17 protein-coding genes and 1 pseudogene are annotated in these 16,582 nt (G+C 65.2%); 13 read left to right on the plus strand and 5 right to left on the minus strand.

The features are described from left to right. The 7 genes and pseudogenes from ACH107_RS01935 to ACH107_RS01965 form a co-directional block, all read left to right on the plus strand. A pseudogene (locus tag ACH107_RS01935) lies at nt 1-852 on the plus strand (DNA polymerase Y family protein); the annotation flags it as partial. A 72-nt stretch (nt 853-924) separates the two neighbouring features. Further along, the gene (locus ACH107_RS01940; protein WP_412504417.1) at nt 925-1,272 is read left to right on the plus strand and encodes a DUF2794 domain-containing protein; all 348 of its coding nucleotides are present in this window, start codon (nt 925-927) and stop codon (nt 1,270-1,272) included. Nucleotides 1,273-1,455: 183 nt separating this feature from the next. Beyond that, on the plus strand, nt 1,456-1,839 hold the full coding sequence (sdhC, locus tag ACH107_RS01945) for a succinate dehydrogenase, cytochrome b556 subunit (protein WP_412504418.1): 384 nt from the start codon (nt 1,456-1,458) through the stop codon (nt 1,837-1,839). A 12-nt stretch (nt 1,840-1,851) separates the two neighbouring features. Continuing rightward, on the plus strand, nt 1,852-2,223 hold the full coding sequence (gene sdhD / locus ACH107_RS01950; RefSeq protein ID WP_412504419.1) for a succinate dehydrogenase, hydrophobic membrane anchor protein: 372 nt from the start codon (nt 1,852-1,854) through the stop codon (nt 2,221-2,223). An 18-nt stretch (nt 2,224-2,241) separates the two neighbouring features. After that, nucleotides 2,242-4,047: a succinate dehydrogenase flavoprotein subunit gene (sdhA, locus tag ACH107_RS01955; protein WP_412504420.1), complete on the plus strand. Its 1,806-nt coding sequence runs from the start codon at nt 2,242-2,244 to the stop codon at nt 4,045-4,047. 10 nt (nt 4,048-4,057) lie between these two features. Then, nucleotides 4,058-4,837 carry a succinate dehydrogenase iron-sulfur subunit gene (locus ACH107_RS01960; protein WP_412504421.1) on the plus strand — a complete coding sequence of 260 codons (780 nt, stop codon included), beginning with the start codon at nt 4,058-4,060 and terminating at the stop codon, nt 4,835-4,837. Nucleotides 4,838-5,210: 373 nt separating this feature from the next. Further along, nucleotides 5,211-5,375 carry a hypothetical protein gene (locus ACH107_RS01965; RefSeq protein WP_412504422.1) on the plus strand — a complete coding sequence of 55 codons (165 nt, stop codon included), beginning with the start codon at nt 5,211-5,213 and terminating at the stop codon, nt 5,373-5,375. 90 nt (nt 5,376-5,465) lie between these two features. Here ACH107_RS01965 and ACH107_RS01970 read toward each other — a convergent pair whose 3' ends face one another. Further along, nucleotides 5,466-5,915 (minus strand): MarR family winged helix-turn-helix transcriptional regulator, encoded by a 450-nt coding sequence (locus tag ACH107_RS01970; RefSeq protein ID WP_412504423.1) that lies wholly within the window; start codon nt 5,913-5,915, stop codon nt 5,466-5,468. Nucleotides 5,916-6,017: 102 nt separating this feature from the next. Here ACH107_RS01970 and ACH107_RS01975 point away from each other — a divergent pair, with 102 nt between their 5' ends. Together ACH107_RS01975 and ACH107_RS01980 are read left to right on the plus strand one after the other, a co-directional pair. Then, entirely contained in the window at nt 6,018-6,221 is a 204-nt protein-coding gene (locus tag ACH107_RS01975) for a hypothetical protein (RefSeq protein WP_412504424.1), read from the plus strand. 17 nt (nt 6,222-6,238) lie between these two features. After that, the gene (locus tag ACH107_RS01980) at nt 6,239-7,084 is read left to right on the plus strand and encodes an urea carboxylase-associated family protein (RefSeq protein WP_412504425.1); all 846 of its coding nucleotides are present in this window, start codon (nt 6,239-6,241) and stop codon (nt 7,082-7,084) included. A gap of 17 nt (nt 7,085-7,101) precedes the next feature. Here the strand turns inward: ACH107_RS01980 and ACH107_RS01985 are convergent, their stop codons facing one another. Next, complete coding sequence (locus tag ACH107_RS01985; RefSeq protein WP_412504426.1) at nt 7,102-7,545, minus strand: N-acetyltransferase family protein; 444 nt, start codon at nt 7,543-7,545, stop codon at nt 7,102-7,104. A 156-nt stretch (nt 7,546-7,701) separates the two neighbouring features. Between ACH107_RS01985 and ACH107_RS01990 the strand changes: the two genes are divergently transcribed. Continuing rightward, on the plus strand, nt 7,702-8,115 hold the full coding sequence (locus ACH107_RS01990; protein ID WP_412504427.1) for a DUF4168 domain-containing protein: 414 nt from the start codon (nt 7,702-7,704) through the stop codon (nt 8,113-8,115). 15 nt (nt 8,116-8,130) lie between these two features. Here ACH107_RS01990 and ACH107_RS01995 read toward each other — a convergent pair whose 3' ends face one another. Next, nucleotides 8,131-10,110 carry a methylmalonyl-CoA mutase family protein gene (locus tag ACH107_RS01995; RefSeq protein WP_412504428.1) on the minus strand — a complete coding sequence of 660 codons (1,980 nt, stop codon included), beginning with the start codon at nt 10,108-10,110 and terminating at the stop codon, nt 8,131-8,133. Between the two features lie 135 nt (nt 10,111-10,245). Between ACH107_RS01995 and ACH107_RS02000 the strand changes: the two genes are divergently transcribed. The 3 genes from ACH107_RS02000 (at nt 10,246) to ACH107_RS02010 (ending at nt 14,740) form a co-directional block, all read left to right on the plus strand. Then, nucleotides 10,246-11,616 (plus strand): 1-acyl-sn-glycerol-3-phosphate acyltransferase, encoded by a 1,371-nt coding sequence (locus ACH107_RS02000; RefSeq protein ID WP_412504429.1) that lies wholly within the window; start codon nt 10,246-10,248, stop codon nt 11,614-11,616. A 145-nt stretch (nt 11,617-11,761) separates the two neighbouring features. Continuing rightward, nucleotides 11,762-13,054: a crotonyl-CoA carboxylase/reductase gene (ccrA, locus tag ACH107_RS02005; RefSeq protein WP_412504430.1), complete on the plus strand. Its 1,293-nt coding sequence runs from the start codon at nt 11,762-11,764 to the stop codon at nt 13,052-13,054. 159 nt (nt 13,055-13,213) lie between these two features. Further along, nucleotides 13,214-14,740, plus strand: a complete 1,527-nt coding sequence (locus tag ACH107_RS02010) for an ATP-dependent DNA helicase (protein ID WP_412504431.1) — start codon at nt 13,214-13,216, stop codon at nt 14,738-14,740. Between the two features lie 159 nt (nt 14,741-14,899). Here the strand turns inward: ACH107_RS02010 and ACH107_RS02015 are convergent, their stop codons facing one another. Further along, the gene (locus ACH107_RS02015) at nt 14,900-15,661 is read right to left on the minus strand and encodes a TIGR02186 family protein (RefSeq protein WP_412504432.1); all 762 of its coding nucleotides are present in this window, start codon (nt 15,659-15,661) and stop codon (nt 14,900-14,902) included. Beyond that, complete coding sequence (locus ACH107_RS02020) at nt 15,661-16,578, minus strand: sulfite exporter TauE/SafE family protein (RefSeq protein ID WP_412504433.1); 918 nt, start codon at nt 16,576-16,578, stop codon at nt 15,661-15,663. Before ACH107_RS02020 ends, ACH107_RS02015 begins: the two co-directional genes overlap by 1 nt. Nucleotides 16,579-16,582: the final 4 nt, after the last annotated feature.

Genomic DNA, 16,582 nt, shown 5'->3' on the forward strand with positions numbered 1-16,582 from the left:
TTTTGTCCTTTGGCGGCGTCGAGACGCCCCGCCGGGCCGCCGCCGCGCTTTGCCGCGCGGCTGACCCTGCCCGATCCAATCGGCCTGCGCGAGGACATGCTGGCCGCGCTGGACCGGCTGGTGCCGGGATTGTGCAAGCTCTTGAAAGACCGCGAAAACGGCGCCCGCCTGTTGCGATTGCAAGCGTTTCGGTCCGATGGCGGCACGCAAACGGTCGATATCGGGCTGGCGCGGGCAAGCAACCGCCCGGATGACATGCGCCCGCTTCTGGAGATGAAGCTGGATCAGATCGACGCGGGGCACGGCATCGACACGCTGCGCCTCGAAGCGGTGCGGACCGAGCCCGTTCATGCACGGCAGATGACCGGGCATGCCGAGGCGGCGAAGGCGGCGCGGGCGCGGGTGGCCGGCGAGATGGCGCTGGACGACCTGATGGGCCGGATCGGGGCGCGAATCGGCATGGACGCGATCACGAGACGCCATCCGGTCAGCAGCCATATCCCCGAGAAAACGTGGAAAACACTGGCCGCCGCGTGGTCGGAGCCGGCATCGGACTGGCCGCCGCCCCTGACACCGCGGCCGCTGTTGATCTGGCGGCCCGAACTGGTGCAGGCGCCGGATCATCCCCGCCTGTCCGACACCTTCCGCTGGCGCGGACGCACCCATGCGCTGGCCTGCGCCACGGGACCGGAGCGAATCGCACCGGAGTGGTGGCTGGACGAGCCGGAGTGGCGAACCGGGGTGCGCGATTACTGGCAGGTCATCACCGAGGAGGGCGCGCGTTTGTGGCTGTTCTACGCGCATGGCGGCACCAAGAGCTCGGGCTGGTTCTGCCAGGGGCGCTTCGCCTGAGCGGCGACGCGGCGCCCACTGCGCAAATGGAAATCGCTTGATTTACGCCCGCGTTGCGGCAAATCTTGCTGTATGAACTTCCAGACGCCCAGCGAGGCCCCGCCACCGCAGGGGCCACAGCAGGTGGCCTTCCACCGCAGCGAGTTGAGCATCATCCTGTCGCTTTACGGACGGATGGTCGCAGCCGGGGAATGGCGCGATTACGGCATCTCGTGCCTGAAGGATGCGGCCATCTTTTCCGTGTTCCGCCGCACGGCCGAGCATCCCCTCTACCGTATCGAGAAACGTCCGAAGCTGCGCGGCAAGCAGGGGCAGTACGCCGTCATCGGGATGGATGGCCGCATTCTCAAGCGGGGCAGCGACTTGAGGACGGTATTGCGCGTTCTGGAGCGAAAACTGATCAGGGCCGTGGAAGACTGATGGCACGCGTGCGAAATTGTGATCACATCAAATTCATCGTGATCACGAATGGTCGAACTGTGACGACCTGCCCGGAAAATCTGGCGTTTGGGGCTGTGCAACCCGGATATGTCCGCTAAAACGGTCACCAAAGGGGGACTCGTTTCCGGGTTCACCCCGGCATTCGAACCGAAGGGACAGATCATGGCAGACGTGAACCGCGGCGACCGCCCACTTTCACCCCACCTGACAATCTACCGTCCGCAACTGACCTCGATCACCTCGATCCTCACCCGGATCACGGGCAATGCGCTACTGGTAGCGGCGCTTCTGATCGTCTGGTGGTTCCTGGCGGCGGCGACCGGCCCCGAGTACTTTGTGACGGCCGACGCGGTACTGACAAGCTGGTTCGGCGACCTGGTGATGTTCCTGTCGCTGTGGGCCCTCTGGTATCACACGCTGGCGGGTATCCGGCACCTGATCTGGGACAACGCGATGATGCTGGAGCTGCAGAACGCCGAGATGCTGGGCTGGCTGGTGGTCGGTGGCTCGATCATCCTGACCATCGCGACAGTGATCTTCATCTGAAAGGACCGGAACATGCGTTACCTGACAGACCGCAAGCGTGCCGTCGGACTGGGTTCGGCCAAATCCGGGGTGCATCATTTCTGGGCGATGAAGATATCGAGCGTGGGCCTGCTGATCCTCGTGCCGCTTTTCATCTTCACCTTCGGCCCGATCCTTGGCGAGCCGCATGCCGAGGTTGTCGCCTATTTCGCCCGCCCCTTCCCCGCGATCGTGGCGGCACTGACGATCATCGTCGGGTTCAAGCATTTCCGCGACGGCGCGCAGGTCCTGCTGGAGGACTACGTGCACGGAACCGCGCAGAAAGTGTCGATCCTGTTGATGACCTGCCTTTCCTACGGCGCCATGGCCGTTGGTGTTTTCGCCATCGCCAAGCTGGCGCTTTGAGACCGGAGTAATAGACGAATGGCTGCTTACGAATACGAGACGCATGACTATGACGTCGTTGTGGTCGGCGCCGGCGGCGCCGGTCTGCGCGCCACGCTGGGCATGGCCGAGCAGGGGTTGCGCACCGCCTGCGTGACCAAGGTGTTTCCCACGCGGTCGCACACCGTGGCCGCGCAGGGCGGCATCGCGGCCAGCCTGGGCAACATGGGCCCCGACAACTGGCAGTGGCACATGTACGACACCGTCAAGGGGTCCGACTGGCTGGGCGATACGGACGCGATGGAATACCTCGCCCGCGAGGCCCCCAAGGCGGTGTACGAGCTGGAGCATTACGGCGTGCCGTTCTCGCGCACGGAAGAGGGAAATATCTACCAGCGGCCCTTCGGCGGCCACACGACCGAGTTCGGCGAGGGCCCGGCGGTGCAGCGGACCTGCGCGGCAGCCGACCGGACGGGCCATGCCATCCTGCACACGCTCTACGGCCAATCGCTCAAGCAGCAGGCGGAATTCTACATCGAGTACTTCGCGATCGACCTGATCATGAGCGATGACGGGGCCTGCACCGGTGTCGTCTGCTGGAAGCTCGACGATGGCACCATGCATGTCTTCAATGCCAAGATGGTCGTTCTGGCGACCGGCGGCTACGGGCGCGCCTATTTCTCGGCCACCTCCGCGCATACCTGCACCGGTGACGGTGGCGGCATGGTGGCGCGTGCGGGCCTGCCGCTGCAGGACATGGAATTCGTGCAATTCCACCCCACCGGCATCTTCGGGTCGGGCTGCCTGATCACGGAGGGCGCCCGGGGCGAGGGCGGCTACCTGACGAATTCCGAAGGGGAGCGTTTCATGGAACGCTACGCCCCGCAATACAAGGACCTCGCGCCGCGCGACTACGTGAGCCGGTCGATGACCATGGAAATCCGCGAGGGGCGCGGCGTGGGACCGAACGGCGATCATATTCACCTGAACCTGAGCCACCTGCCCGCAGAGGCCCTGAACCTGCGCCTGCCGGGCATCTCGGAAAGCGCCAAGATCTTCGCCGGTGTGGATGTCACCAAGGAACCGATCCCGGTGCTGCCCACGGTGCACTACAACATGGGCGGCATCCCCACGAATTACTGGGGCGAGGTGCTGAACCCGACCAAGGACGACCCGAACGCCGTCGTGCCCGGACTGATGGCCGTGGGCGAGGCCGGCTGCGCCAGCGTGCATGGGGCGAACCGTCTGGGCTCGAACTCGCTCATCGACCTCGTGGTGTTCGGCCGGGCCGCGGCGATCCGCGCCGGCAAGGTGGTGGATGCCGGCGCGGCCGTGCCGTCCACGAATACCGGCGAGGTGGACAAGGCGTTCGACAGGTTCGACACGCTGCGCCATGCCGACGGCAACGTGCCCACCGCCGAGCTGCGGCTGGAAATGCAGCGCACCATGCAGGAGGACGCGGCGGTGTTCCGCACGTCCAAGACACTGGCGACCGGACTGAAGAAGATGGACGAGATCGCCGGCAAGCTGGACGACATCAAGGTAACAGACCGCAGCCTTGTCTGGAACTCGGACCTGATGGAAACGTTGGAACTGACCAACCTTATGCCCAACGCGCTGGCCACGATCGCCGGGGCCGAGGCGCGCAAGGAAAGCCGCGGCGCCCACGCGCACGAAGACCACGCCGAGCGTGACGACGAGAACTGGCGCGTCCACACGATCGCGCGGCTCGATGGCGGCAATGTCGCCCTGAGCTACCGCCCGATCATCGAGGACCCGCTGACGCCCGAGACAAAGGGCGGGATCAACGTCAAGAAGATCGCGCCCAAGGAGCGGACATTCTAAGGAGCCTGACATGGTACAACTGACCCTCCCCAAGAACTCCCGCATGAAGCTGGGCAAGACATGGCCCAAGCCCGAGGGCGCCAGCAACCTGCGCAAGTTCCAGATCTACCGCTGGACCCCGGATGATGGCGAAAACCCGCGCGTGGACAGCTATTACGTGGACATGGACGATTGCGGGCCGATGGTTCTGGATGCGCTGATCTATATCAAGAACAAGATCGACCCGACTCTGACCTTCCGCCGCTCCTGCCGTGAGGGCATCTGTGGCTCCTGCGCGATGAACATCGACGGGATCAACACGCTGGCCTGTATCTATGGCATGGACGAGATCAAGGGCGACGTGAAGATTTACCCGCTGCCGCACATGCCGGTGGTCAAGGACCTGATTCCGGACCTGACCCATTTCTACGCGCAGCACGCCAGCATCATGCCGTGGCTGGAAACCAAGACGAACACGCCGGCAAAGGAGTGGAAGCAGTCGATCGACGACCGTGAAAAGCTCGATGGCCTGTATGAATGCGTGATGTGCGCCTGCTGCTCGACCGCCTGCCCCAGCTACTGGTGGAACGGTGACAAGTACCTCGGGCCGGCGGCGCTGTTGCACGCCTATCGCTGGATCATCGATTCGCGCGACGAGGCGACGGGGGAGCGGCTGGACGACCTTGAAGACCCTTTCAAGCTGTACCGCTGCCACACGATCATGAACTGCGCCAAGACCTGCCCCAAGGGCCTGAACCCGGCCAAGGCGATCGCGGAAATCAAGAAAATGATGGTAGACCGCGCCGTCTGAGCCGGTATCGGCCCCGCGGTCACCGACATCCTCATCCCGGCCTTGATCCTGTCGGGGCCGGCAGGGGGGCGGCCGTCCGCTTGACGGGTTCCTCGGGCGCATGGAAAAATTTCGTCCCGGCTGGCTGGAAACCGAGCTGCGCCACACGGTCATCGCCTTTGGGGGCGGGCCAGCCGGTGGCGATGCCGTTCGATTTCGTGCCGGAATCGCTGGCGCTCGGGACGGCGTCCGGGGTCGTGCCGGGCCTCGCGGGGCATCTGCTGCTGAACTGAGCGGATCGTTGCAAATTCTGCATGGCATGCATGCGCCGACGTGGGGTTTTCGCCGCAGCGCAGCAGCTTACCTGACTCAGATCGAGTACAGGAGAAACGACATGGCACCGACCCGCCAACAAACCAGCGATCCCGTCACGCCCGCCACCGCGTCGCGCCTGCCCGACTGGGTGGACGCCTATTATACGCCCGCCACGCCGGCCAACCTGCCGGACGCGCCCCACCCCGAAGCGTTGGAGCAGTTGTACGCCTATTACGACGGCTGACCGACCCCGGCATCAGCCCCGGCTGTGCCTAAAGGGGGGCGGGAGGATGTCGGTCGGGCGCATACCGGCGGCCCGAGGCAGGCTAAGAAATTATTCGTCTGCCGAGTCTTCCATCATCTGCAGAAGATCGTTCAGGCGCTTGACCTGGCCGGGGCGCAGGCGGTCGGCGAAAAAGGCATCGATCGCGGCGTCACGTGCGCGCGCCATGCGCGGGTACATCCGCCTTGCATCTTCCGTGGCCATCACGAGCGTGCTGCGTTTGTCCTGCGGATGCGGGGCGCGCGTGACCAACCCGGCCTTGATCGCGCGGCCCAGAAGGCGCGACACCGCGTATTGCGGCAGGCCCAGCGTCCCTTCCAAGGATTTCGCGGTGACGCCGGTCTGCGACGGCGCGGCGGCCAGTTCTTCCAGCAGCGGCAGGAATTCCTCGGCCGGCAGACCCTCAGCCGCGAGGACGTTATCGATCCGGGCCTGTCCCGTTCGCGCAAGTCGTGCAAGGGCGCTCCATGCGGCACCGGGGGCATCTGTCTTGTCAGTCATGAACCCAGTTTACATGCGCACGCATCGACAGGCAAGCTGTCGGTCTTGCCGGGGGCTGCCGCGGCGGCTATCACGTGGGGCGACACGAATACGGGGGCCGGAATGATCGTCGTCGTGGGGCTGATCGTGGCCTTCATCCTGATCGTCATCTTTTCCAACCCGCGCACACGGGCCTGCCGCTGGCGCGAGGACCGGCGCCACCCGGACCCCGGAAAGACGCGCTATCGCTGCATGGCCTGTGGCGCGGTAACCGCCACGACGAACGGCAAACCGCCCAAGGACTGCCATGCCGAAAGACGAACATGACACGTAGGAACGAGCCGATGAAGAATGTCCCTGCCGATGCTGCGGCACGCCGCGCCGTCAAGCCGGTGATCTGCTATCCCACGACGACACTGCCACGCCCCGACATGGCGCTTTTCGCCAAGGCCCGGGCGGGCGCGCGAAAAACCGGGGAGGTTCTGGTGGCACCGCGCGATGCCGCGACGTTCCGGGTGCCGGCGGGGCATTTCTTTCGCATATCGTCGGTCGAGGGGCCGCAGGTGGGCGACCTTAACCTGTGGCACGCGCATGACCTGTCGGAACGGTTCTATTCGGGCAAGTCGCGCGCGCTGCATGGCACGCACCTGACAACGGGGGAGCGCATGTGGTCGGCCTTCCCTTTCATGCGGCCGATGGCGACGATCGTCGAGGACACGCTGGACTGGTACGGAGTGGACCAATACGGCGGATCGGTGCACGACGTGATCGGCACGCGCTGCGACCCCTATACCGGCAACCTGCTTGCGGGCACGCAGTATCACCAGTGCTGCCATTCCAACCTGACGCGCGCCCTGGCCGCCGAGATGGACCTGCCGCTGGCCGAGGCCGAAACGCATGTGCATGACGTTCTCAACGTCTTCATGTGCACGGGGTTTACCCGCGACACGGGCCAGTATTTCATGAAGGCCAGCCCGGTGCGGCCGGGCGATTTCCTTGAATTCATGGCCGAGATCGACCTGCTGGGCGCGCTGAGCGCCTGCCCCGGGGGCGATTGCGGGGCGGAACATTCCAGCGACGCGGCCGACTGTCATCCGTTGCTGGTGGAAACCTTCGCCCCTGAACCGGGCGCGCTGGCGGGTTGGGAAAGCCCGGCGGTGAACGGCTATGACCGCAGCCACGGGCGCTAGCATCGTCAGTCGCCGGTTCAGGGCCGCGTATACTTGATGAACGGGGTGAGCTTGCGGACCCGGTCGTAAAGGCGGCGGGCGGGCGTGTTGAAATCCTGCGTGAGCCAGTAGACCGACGGGCAACCATCGGCATCGGCCCGGTCATAGACCGCTTCGATCAGGTGGCGGCCCAAGCCCCGGCCTCTCTCGGATGGGGCGATATAGAGGTCCTGCAGGTAACAAACCTTTTCCGGCCGCCAGTTATGCGGATGGTAAATATAGTGGACGAGGCCCACAGGCGCATCACGCCGCAACGCCATAAGCCCGTTCTGGTCGGGGTGATCCGTCGAACAGAGCCGGCCGAGCGTGATCTGGTAGACATTGTCGGGGACGCTGGTTTCGTAGAAGTCGAGGTAGGCAGTCCAGAGATCACGCCACGGCGCGGCGTCGTCGGGGCGGATCGGGCGAATCGTGATATCCATTTTCCTGTCGCTCCTGGTCGCGGTCGGCACCAGTCTGTCCCGCGCGCGTGGCTGCGGCAAGCTGGCCTGCAAGCGATTTTTTGCCGAAGGGGTTGCGTGGGGTGACGCTGTGGCCCACGTCGCGTGGTATTGCACATCCCGGAGAGGAGACATCCCTTGACGATTAAAACCAGACTGGCCACCGGCCTGACCGCGATCGCCCTGCTGGCAGGTGCCCCCGTGGCGGCGCAAGACGCGCAAGCTCCCGCAATCAGTGCCGATTCGGTCACCGACGAGAAGGTGAACGCCTTTGTCATGGCGCTGATCTCGGTCGAGCAGTTGCGCCAGCAATACATGCCGCGCATCGCGGAACAGGAAACCGAGGAGGACCGGCAGGCGCTGGTCAACGAGGTGACGCAGCGGGCTATCCAGCTGGTCCAGCAAGTCGATAACATCTCGCCCGAGGAATACCAGCAGATCGCGACGGTTGCGCAGGATAACGAGGACCTGAACAACAGGATCAGGACGCGCATCCAGGCGGTGGTCGAGGAAAACCGCGCCGCGCAGCAAGACGGCGCTGCCGAAGAGTAACGTCCCGCCCTTGCCCTACTCGGCGGCCACGGCCGCCGGGTCCGCCAGTGTGACGATATCGGTCATGATGGTGTTCAGCTCGAAATCCTTGGGGGTGTAGACCCGCGCAACGCCCATGTCGCGCAAGCGGCGCGCGTCATCCTCGGGGATAATTCCCCCCACGATGACGGGAATGTCGGCAAGCCCGGCCGCCTTCATGCGCTGCATGAGGTCCTCGACCAGCGGCAGATGGCTGCCTGACAGGATCGACAACCCAATGACATGCGGCTGTTCCGACCGCGCGGCGGTGACGATTTCCTCGGGCGTGAGGCGTATCCCTTCGTAGCCGATATCCATTCCGCAATCCCGCGCGCGGCAGGCGATCTGTTCGGCGCCGTTCGAATGGCCGTCGAGGCCGGGCTTGCCCACAAGGAACTTGAGCCGCCGCCCCAGCCTGTCCGAAACGGCATCCACCGAGTCGCGGATGTCATCGAGCCCTTCGGTCCGGTTCGACGGGTTGGCGGAAACGCCGGTCGGGCCGCGATATTCCCCGTGCACGGCACGCATCTGTTCGGCCCATTCGCCGGTCGTGACACCGGCGCGGGCCGCCGCGATGGAGGCGGGCATGATGTTCTGACCGGTCTGCGCCGCCGACCGCAGGTCGGCAAGGGTCGCCTTGACGGCCGCGTCGTCACGTCCCGCGCGCCACGCGTTCAGCCGGTCGATCTGGTCCTGCTCCACGCCGGGATCGACCACCATGATGCCGCCATCCTCGGATTGCAGGGGGGAGGGTTCGCCCTCGGTCCACTTGTTGACGCCGACGACGACGGTTTCGCCCGCCTCGATGCGGCCCAGCCTGTCGCTGTTGCTGTCGACGAGACGCGATTTCATGTACTCGATCGCGCCGACCGCGCCGCCCATACCGTCGATGTTCGCCAGTTCATGCCGCGCGCCTTCCTTGAGCTCGGACACCTTGGCATCGACCGCCGGGTTGCCGTCGAACAGGTCGTCATATTCCAGCAGGTCCGTTTCGTAGGCAAGGATCTGCTGCATCCGCATCGACCATTGCTGATCCCACGGGCGGGGCAGGCCAAGCGCCTCGTTCCAGGCCGGCAGCTGTACGGCACGCGCGCGGGACTTTTTCGACAGGGTCACCGCCAGCATCTCGAGCAGGATGCGGTAGACGTTGTTCTCGGGCTGCTGTTCGGTCAGGCCAAGCGAGTTCACCTGCACGCCGTAGCGGAAACGGCGGTATTTCGGATCCTCCACGCCATACCGTTCGCGGCATATCTCGTCCCACAGGTCGACGAAGGCGCGCATCTTGCACATCTCGGTGACGAAACGGATACCTGCGTTCACGAAAAAGGAAATCCGCCCCACGAGGCGCGGGAAATCCTCGGCCGGCACGCGCGGCTTGAGTTCGTCCAGAACAGCGGTGGCGGTGGCCAGCGCGAAGGCCAGTTCCTGCTCGGGTGTCGCGCCGGCCTCTTGCAGGTGGTAGGAACACACGTTCATCGGGTTCCATTTCGGAATGTGCTTGTAGCAGTATTCGGCCACGTCCCCGATGAGCTTGAGCGACGGTTTCGGCGGGCAGATATACGTCCCGCGCGACAGGTATTCCTTGATCAGATCGTTCTGCACCGTGCCCTGCAACGCGCCGGTATCGGCGCCCTGTTCCTCGGCCACGGCGATGTAGAGCGCCAGCAGCCACGGTGCCGTGGCGTTGATCGTCATGGACGTGTTCATCTGGTCGAGCGGGATCTGGTCGAACAGCGTGCGCATGTCGCCCAGATGGCAGATCGGCACGCCGACCTTGCCGACCTCGCCCTTGCTCAGCACGTGGTCGCTGTCATGGCCTGTCTGCGTGGGCAGGTCGAAGGCGACCGAGAGCCCCGTCTGCCCCCGGGCGAGGTTCGAGCGGTAGAGCGCGTTCGATGCCTCGGCCGTGGAATGGCCCGCATAGGTACGGATCAGCCACGGACGGTCTCGGCCGGGCTCTTGCTGCGTCTGCGACATTGGGGGCCTCCGGATTGATCTGCGCAATTTTGTTACGTCGGCTGATAGATAAATGGAACAATGTGGCCCTGTCAATTCGCTGCGATGCGGCACGGGGCCATTTACCATGCCGCCAAACCCTGTATTGCTGTCGGGATGGGCAGTACGGTAGAAATGCCGCTTTGGGCGCTTATCCTGCTGGTGGCTTTCGCGGCGGTCACTTTCGCCTCGCATTTCCTGTTTCCGTCGGTGCGCTGGTTTTTCCGGCGCCGGATGGAACGGGTCGTGGCGCGGCTGAACGAACGGCTTGAAAGGCCCATCGAGCCGTTCAAGCTGGCGCGCCGCCACGACATGATCCAGCGCCTGATCTACGATCCCGAGGTCAGTCGCGCCATCGCCGACCACGCCAGGGCCGAGGGCATCCCCGAGAACGTGGCCTTCCAGCAGGCGCGGCGCTATGCGCGCGAGATCGTGCCGGGATTCTCGGCCAGCGCCTATTTCGGCGTCGCCATCAAGGCCGCGAAATGGCTGAGCCGCTCGCTCTATCGCGTCCGGCTGGGCCATTTCGACGAGGACAGTCTGCGCCGGGTGGACCGCAACGCCACGATCGTCTTCGTGATGAATCATCGCAGCAACATGGATTACGTCCTCGTGACGTGGCTGGCCGCCGAACGGTCCGCCCTGAGCTATGCCGTGGGTGAATGGGCGCGGGTCTGGCCGCTGTCGCGGCTGATCAAGGCGATGGGCGCCTATTTCATCCGACGCCGGTCACGCAACGATCTCTACCGCCGGGTTCTGGCGCGTTATGTGCGCATGGCCACTGACGGCGGCGTGACACAGGCGATGTTTCCCGAGGGCGGGTTGAGCCTGACCGGCGCGTTGACTCCGCCCAAGCTGGGGCTGCTCAAGTACATCGTCGAGGGACGTGCGCAGGATGCGCGCGACGTGGTCTTCATCCCCGTTGCGCTGAATTACGACAGGGTGTTCGAGGACCGCATCCTGATCGCCGCCGCGCAAAGCGGCGGGCGCCGGTTTCCTGCCCGCATCAGCGTGGTGGCACGGTTCGTCCTGCGGCAGTTCTGGCTGTGGATCACCGGGCGGTATCACCGGCATGGCTATGCCGCGGTGAGCTTCGGCGCGCCCGTTTCCCTAGCGGCGTTCGAAGTCAAGCAGGGCGGCGACGACGTGAAGGCGCTGGCGCGCCTGTTGATGCGCAGGATCGGCGACGGCGTGCCGGTTCTGCCTGTTCCGGTGGTCGCGCGGGCGCTTCTCGCGGCTGACGGGCCGCTTTCGCCCAAGGATCTGCAGGACAGGATCGGGGACATGCACGCGGCCCTGCCGCCCTCGCATGTGCACCTGCCGCACGGCGACACGGCCCGCACCGCCCGCGAAGGCGCGCGGAACCTCGTGAAGCGCGGCCTTGTCACCGAAGAGGACGGGCAGTTGCACATCGTGCCCGCCGAACGCCCGGTGCTGGAATACTACGCGGCCTCCATCGCGCATCTCTTTCGCGACGGCAGCACCTGAGATCCGTGATTTTCTGCATCTGCGTGGTTATAAAATTACCAATAGCCTTTACAGGGCATTGCAATATTGCGCGGCGAGCGATAACCCTTCCCAAACGGACGTGATTCTGCATCGCGGCAAAGGCTTGACTCGAAGGAGGCTCAGGATGGCTCTGGACACGGAAACCGACATCGCGCCCTATGACGCGCCCGAAAAGGACCTCTACGAAATGGGCGAAATGCCCCCGCTGGGACATGTACCCAAGCAGATGTATGCATGGGCCATCCGGCGTGAGCGTCACGGCGAGCCCGAGACGAGCTTCAAGCAGGAGGTCGTCGATACATGGGAGATCGACAGCAACGAGGTGCTTGTCCTCGTGATGGCTGCCGGGGTGAACTATAACGGTGTCTGGGCCGGCCTGGGCGAGCCGATCAGCCCCTTCGACGGCCACGGCGCCCCCTACCACATCGCCGGGTCCGACGCGTCGGGTATCGTCTGGCAGGTCGGCTCGGCCGTGAAGAACTGGAAAGTGGGCGACGAGGTCGTGATCCACTGCAACCAGGACGATGGCAATGACGAGGAATGCAACGGCGGCGACCCGATGCTGTCGCCCACGCAGCGGATCTGGGGCTATGAAACACCGGACGGCTCGTTCTCGCAGTTCACGCGCGTTCAGGCACAGCAGCTCATGCCGCGGCCCAAGCACCTGACATGGGAGGAAAGCGCCTGCTACACGCTGACGCTGGCCACCGCCTACCGCATGCTGTTCGGTCACCACCCGCACGAATTGAAGCCGGGGCATAACGTGCTGGTCTGGGGCGCGTCGGGCGGCCTCGGGTCCTACGCGATCCAGCTCGCCAACACGGCCGGCGCCAATGCGATCGGCGTGATCAGCGGCGAGGACAAGCGCGATTTCGTCATGTCCATGGGGGCCAAGGGCGTCATCAACCGCAAGGACTTCGATTGCTGGGGCCAGATGCCCAAGGTGAACACGCCCGAGTACAATACGTGGCTGAAGGAAGCCCGCAAGTTCGGCAAGGCGATCTGGGACATCACCGGCAAGGGGGTGAACGTGGACATGGTCTTCGAACACCCGGGCGAGGCCACCTTCCCCGTCTCGACACTGGTCTGCAAGAAGGGCGGCATGGTGGTGATCTGCGCGGGCACGACCGGCTTCAACTGCACTTTCGACGTCCGCTACATGTGGATGCACCAGAAACGGCTGCAAGGCAGCCATTTCGCCCATCTCAAGCAGGCTGCGGGCGCGAACCGCCTCATGGTCGAACGGCGCCTCGACCCCTGCATGTCCGAGGTATTTCCTTGGGCGGAAATTCCGCAGGCACACACGAAGATGCTTCGCAACGAGCACAAGCCGGGCAACATGGCGGTGCTCGTGCAATCGCCCCGGACCGGCCTGCGCACGGTCGAAGACGTGCTGGAGGCCGGCAAGACGGCATAACCGCAAGCGATCCCCCGGGGAGGAGGAGAGCCGCCCGCGACACGGCCAGAGGGCCAGTCGCGGGCGGCTTTCATGTCACCAACAAGGGACCGCGCGGCGGCGTGGAAAAAGCCGCGGCGCCGCTGGCGCCCGCCGCTTTCCGGGGGTAGGGTCCGCCCCATGACATCGACCGCACTCGCTTATTCCGCAGATCAGGCGGACGCGCATGACCGCGTCAGCGCCATGATGCGCGGTGTCGGGATCGACCTTGAGAACGGCGTGACCACGCCGCTTGCCGACGGCGATGGGCAGGTGATGGCGGTCACCGGCAAGGCCGGTTCAGGCAAGACCCTGCTTCTGGCGGAACTCTACAAGGCCATGGCCGATGCCGGGGTCGAGGTCGTCTCGGGCGACTGGGAAGGCCGGCGACGGCGCGAAAGGCGCACGCTGGCGGTGCTTGCTCCCACCAACAAGGCCGCCAGCGTGCTGCGCCTGCGCGGGGTGCCAGCCACGACGATCCATCGCATCCTTTACACCCCGGTCTATGACCCCGAATACGAAAAGATCGCGGAATGGCTGGGTGGCAACGGCGACCGCCCCGTGATCGAGGGGCTCACCGAACAGGCGCTGGACCGCGCGCACGCCTTCTACCAGACCAACAAGTCGATCCCCGGAGCCCTCGCCGCGGCGGGGTTGCGCGGGTCCGACTTCATCACCGGATGGAAACGGCGGGAGGAACCGCTGGACGTGGGTTTCGTCGACGAGGCCTCGATGCTGGACAACCGGCAATTCGAGGATTTGAAAGAGATTTTCCAGAGCCTGCTGATCTTCGGCGACCCGGCCCAGCTCGCCCCCGTGCAGCAATCGGGCAGCATGGTCTTCGATACCCTCCCCGAGGGCTCCCGGCTGGGGCTGCACCGCATCCACCGGCAAGATGCCGACAACCCGATCCTCGACCTCGCCCACGCGCTCGCCGACCCGCAGCTCGATTTCCGCAGCTTCGAACAAATGGTCGAGGAAACCGCCCGGCGCGACGACCGCGTCATCTGGGCGCCGCGGGTCGAGGTGGACCTGATGGCGCGCAGTCCCGTCCTCGTCTGGCGCAACGCCACGCGCATCCGGCTGATCAACGCGTTTCGCGCGGTACACGGCGCGCCCGAAACCGAGCTGCTGCCCGGTGAGCCGCTCATCTGCGATGGCCTCGAACTGCCGCTCAAGCACCGCCGGAAACGGCTCGACCTCGAGGCGCGCGGCTTGATCAAGGGGGCGCAGGTCGTCTATCTGGGGCCGGGGCGCAAGCCGGGCTTCTCGCGGCTGCACGTGGTCGGCGCCGAGGATCCGCGGCTCAGCGCGGCCAGCATCGTCAAGATCGAGAAACCCGACGAGGAAGAACCCTTCATCCCGTACGCGGCGCGGATGGGGGCGACCTTCCTGCACGGCGCGGCGGTGACGATCCACAAGGCACAGGGCTCGCAATGGCGCGACGTGCAGGTCTTCGCCCCCGACATCTACAACGCCGCCCGCACGGGCCGCAGCGAGGCGGGACAACCGCTTTGGAAACGGCTGGCCTACGTCGCCATCACGCGGGCCGAATCACGTCTGCACTGGGTGACCCGCAACCGCCTGTCGAAACCGACCGGGGCCCTGCGCGTCGATGACCTGCGCAGCGAACCTGTTCCCCTGGCTCTTGACGCCGACCCGTCGTGAACGGCCCTCCCGACGAGCGCAATCCCGGAGGCCGCGCCGGCCTTGGCTTCTTCTCGGCAGAAATACCCCGGGGTGAATTGGCCGCAGGCCAAGAGGGGCAGCGCCCCTGCGATCGGTGACGGAGAGTGGCGCAGCCACGCATTTTGCCGGGACGGCCGGCTACGTGCCCTGCCTGAGGAAACGGAAGATGGCCGAGGCGCCCCAGCCCGCGGCGATCGCGATGGCCAGTGACATCAGCCCGTAGAGCATCGGCTGTTGGCGCGAAAGGGTGAACAGCCACCGTTCCAGCCCCACCTTGCGCACGTCGATCTCGGTTTCGAAATCCGAAACGATCTGCCCGTCCCGGGTGAGGAAGATACGCGTCCGGTAGGCGCCTTCGGTCAGGTTCGCGGGCAGCGACACGGAAGTGCGGAAAAGCGTCTGTTCGTCCAGCGAAACAGCCCCTTCCTGCACCGAGTAGACACCCTTGTCACGCCGGATCCGGATCAGCGCCTCGGTGAAGGTCTGCGCATCCTCGACGGTGCTCGACACCCCCACGGCACGGATAGCGCGCGGGATCGAGACGCGATGGCGCAGGTCCTCGACATCTGACAGCACGTCGTCCAGCGGGCCGGTTGTCGCGACGGCATAGAAACTGGGGGCGGCGTCGATCTCGACCGCGTCCGTATTCACCCAGATACCGTAGAGCCACTCCTTGCGCCGCACCGTCAGCGGCTTCGACGGCCCCGCGATGGCGACGATCACGTCCAGCGGTTTCTCGGAAATCGGCGTCTCGCGCTTGACCGCGCCGAAAACCAGCAGGTCGGAGCCCTCGAACGTGGCGGTGATGGCCACCTTTTCGCGACTGAGCCCCAGCACGACCTCCTCTGCCCGCACCGGCAGCGCCGCGAGGATCAGCACGAGGATCAGCCGGGCCAGCATCAGTGCCCCCCGTCCGTGCCGATCGTGTAGAGCTCGGACGGCATGATCAGCAGGTCGAGCGCCAGCTTGAAACACACCACCAGCACCATGATCGCCAGCAGGATCCGCAGCTGCTCGGCCTTCATGCGGGTGCCGATCGTGGTGCCGATCTGCGCGCCGACGACGCCGCCCACCAGCAGCAGGACCGCCAGCGCCACGTCAACGGTATAGTTCGTCGTGGCGTGAAGCATCGTGGTAAAGGCGGTGACGAAGATGATCTGGAACAACGACGTGCCGACGACCACCTTGGTCGGCATCCCCAGCAGGTAGATCATCGCCGGCACCATGATGAACCCGCCGCCGACGCCCATGATCGCGGCCAGAACGCCCACCGCGAGGCCGACCAGCAGCGGGGGAATCACGCTGATATACAGCCCCGAGGTCCGGAACCGCATCTTGAACGGCAGCCCGTGGACCCAGTTGTGCTTTTTTCGCCGTGGCGCGCTTTTGCCCCCGCGGGTGTTCCGGATGGCCTTGAGGCTCTCGACGAACATCATGCCGCCGATCACGCCAAGGAACACGACGTAACAGAGCCGGACCAGCAGGTCGACCTGACCCAGCGACTTGAGGTAGTTGAACAGCAGTACGCCCAGCCCGGCCCCGACGAGGCCCCCGACCAGAAGCACGGTTCCCATGCGCAGATCGACGGTCTTGCGCCTGAGATGCGCCAGAACGCCCGAGAACGACGAGGCGACGATCTGGTTCGCCTCGGTCGCGACCGCGACGGCGGGGGGAATGCCGATGAAGAAAAGCAGCGGAGTCATCAGGAACCCGCCCCCCACGCCGAACATGCCGGACAGGATCCCCACCAACCCGCCAAGGCCCAGAAGCAGGAAGGCATTGACCGAGACCTCGGCGATGGGAAGGTAGATCTGCATGAAG

The sequence above is a fragment of the Roseovarius halophilus (ex Wu et al. 2025) genome (assembly GCF_047086965.1).

Coding starts and splice junctions, on each gene's coding strand:
- ACH107_RS01940 (WP_412504417.1), top strand. CDS start 925: ATGAACTTCCAGACGCCCAGCGAGGCCCCGCCACCGCAGGGGCCACAG.
- sdhC (WP_412504418.1), top strand. CDS start 1,456: ATGGCAGACGTGAACCGCGGCGACCGCCCACTTTCACCCCACCTGACA.
- sdhD (WP_412504419.1), top strand. CDS start 1,852: ATGCGTTACCTGACAGACCGCAAGCGTGCCGTCGGACTGGGTTCGGCC.
- sdhA (WP_412504420.1), top strand. CDS start 2,242: ATGGCTGCTTACGAATACGAGACGCATGACTATGACGTCGTTGTGGTC.
- ACH107_RS01960 (WP_412504421.1), top strand. CDS start 4,058: ATGGTACAACTGACCCTCCCCAAGAACTCCCGCATGAAGCTGGGCAAG.
- ACH107_RS01965 (WP_412504422.1), top strand. CDS start 5,211: ATGGCACCGACCCGCCAACAAACCAGCGATCCCGTCACGCCCGCCACC.
- ACH107_RS01970 (WP_412504423.1), bottom strand. CDS start 5,915: ATGACTGACAAGACAGATGCCCCCGGTGCCGCATGGAGCGCCCTTGCA.
- ACH107_RS01975 (WP_412504424.1), top strand. CDS start 6,018: ATGATCGTCGTCGTGGGGCTGATCGTGGCCTTCATCCTGATCGTCATC.
- ACH107_RS01980 (WP_412504425.1), top strand. CDS start 6,239: ATGAAGAATGTCCCTGCCGATGCTGCGGCACGCCGCGCCGTCAAGCCG.
- ACH107_RS01985 (WP_412504426.1), bottom strand. CDS start 7,545: ATGGATATCACGATTCGCCCGATCCGCCCCGACGACGCCGCGCCGTGG.
- ACH107_RS01995 (WP_412504428.1), bottom strand. CDS start 10,110: ATGTCGCAGACGCAGCAAGAGCCCGGCCGAGACCGTCCGTGGCTGATC.
- ACH107_RS02000 (WP_412504429.1), top strand. CDS start 10,246: ATGGGCAGTACGGTAGAAATGCCGCTTTGGGCGCTTATCCTGCTGGTG.
- ccrA (WP_412504430.1), top strand. CDS start 11,762: ATGGCTCTGGACACGGAAACCGACATCGCGCCCTATGACGCGCCCGAA.
- ACH107_RS02010 (WP_412504431.1), top strand. CDS start 13,214: ATGACATCGACCGCACTCGCTTATTCCGCAGATCAGGCGGACGCGCAT.
- ACH107_RS02015 (WP_412504432.1), bottom strand. CDS start 15,661: ATGCTGGCCCGGCTGATCCTCGTGCTGATCCTCGCGGCGCTGCCGGTG.
- ACH107_RS02020 (WP_412504433.1), bottom strand. CDS start 16,578: ATGCAGATCTACCTTCCCATCGCCGAGGTCTCGGTCAATGCCTTCCTG.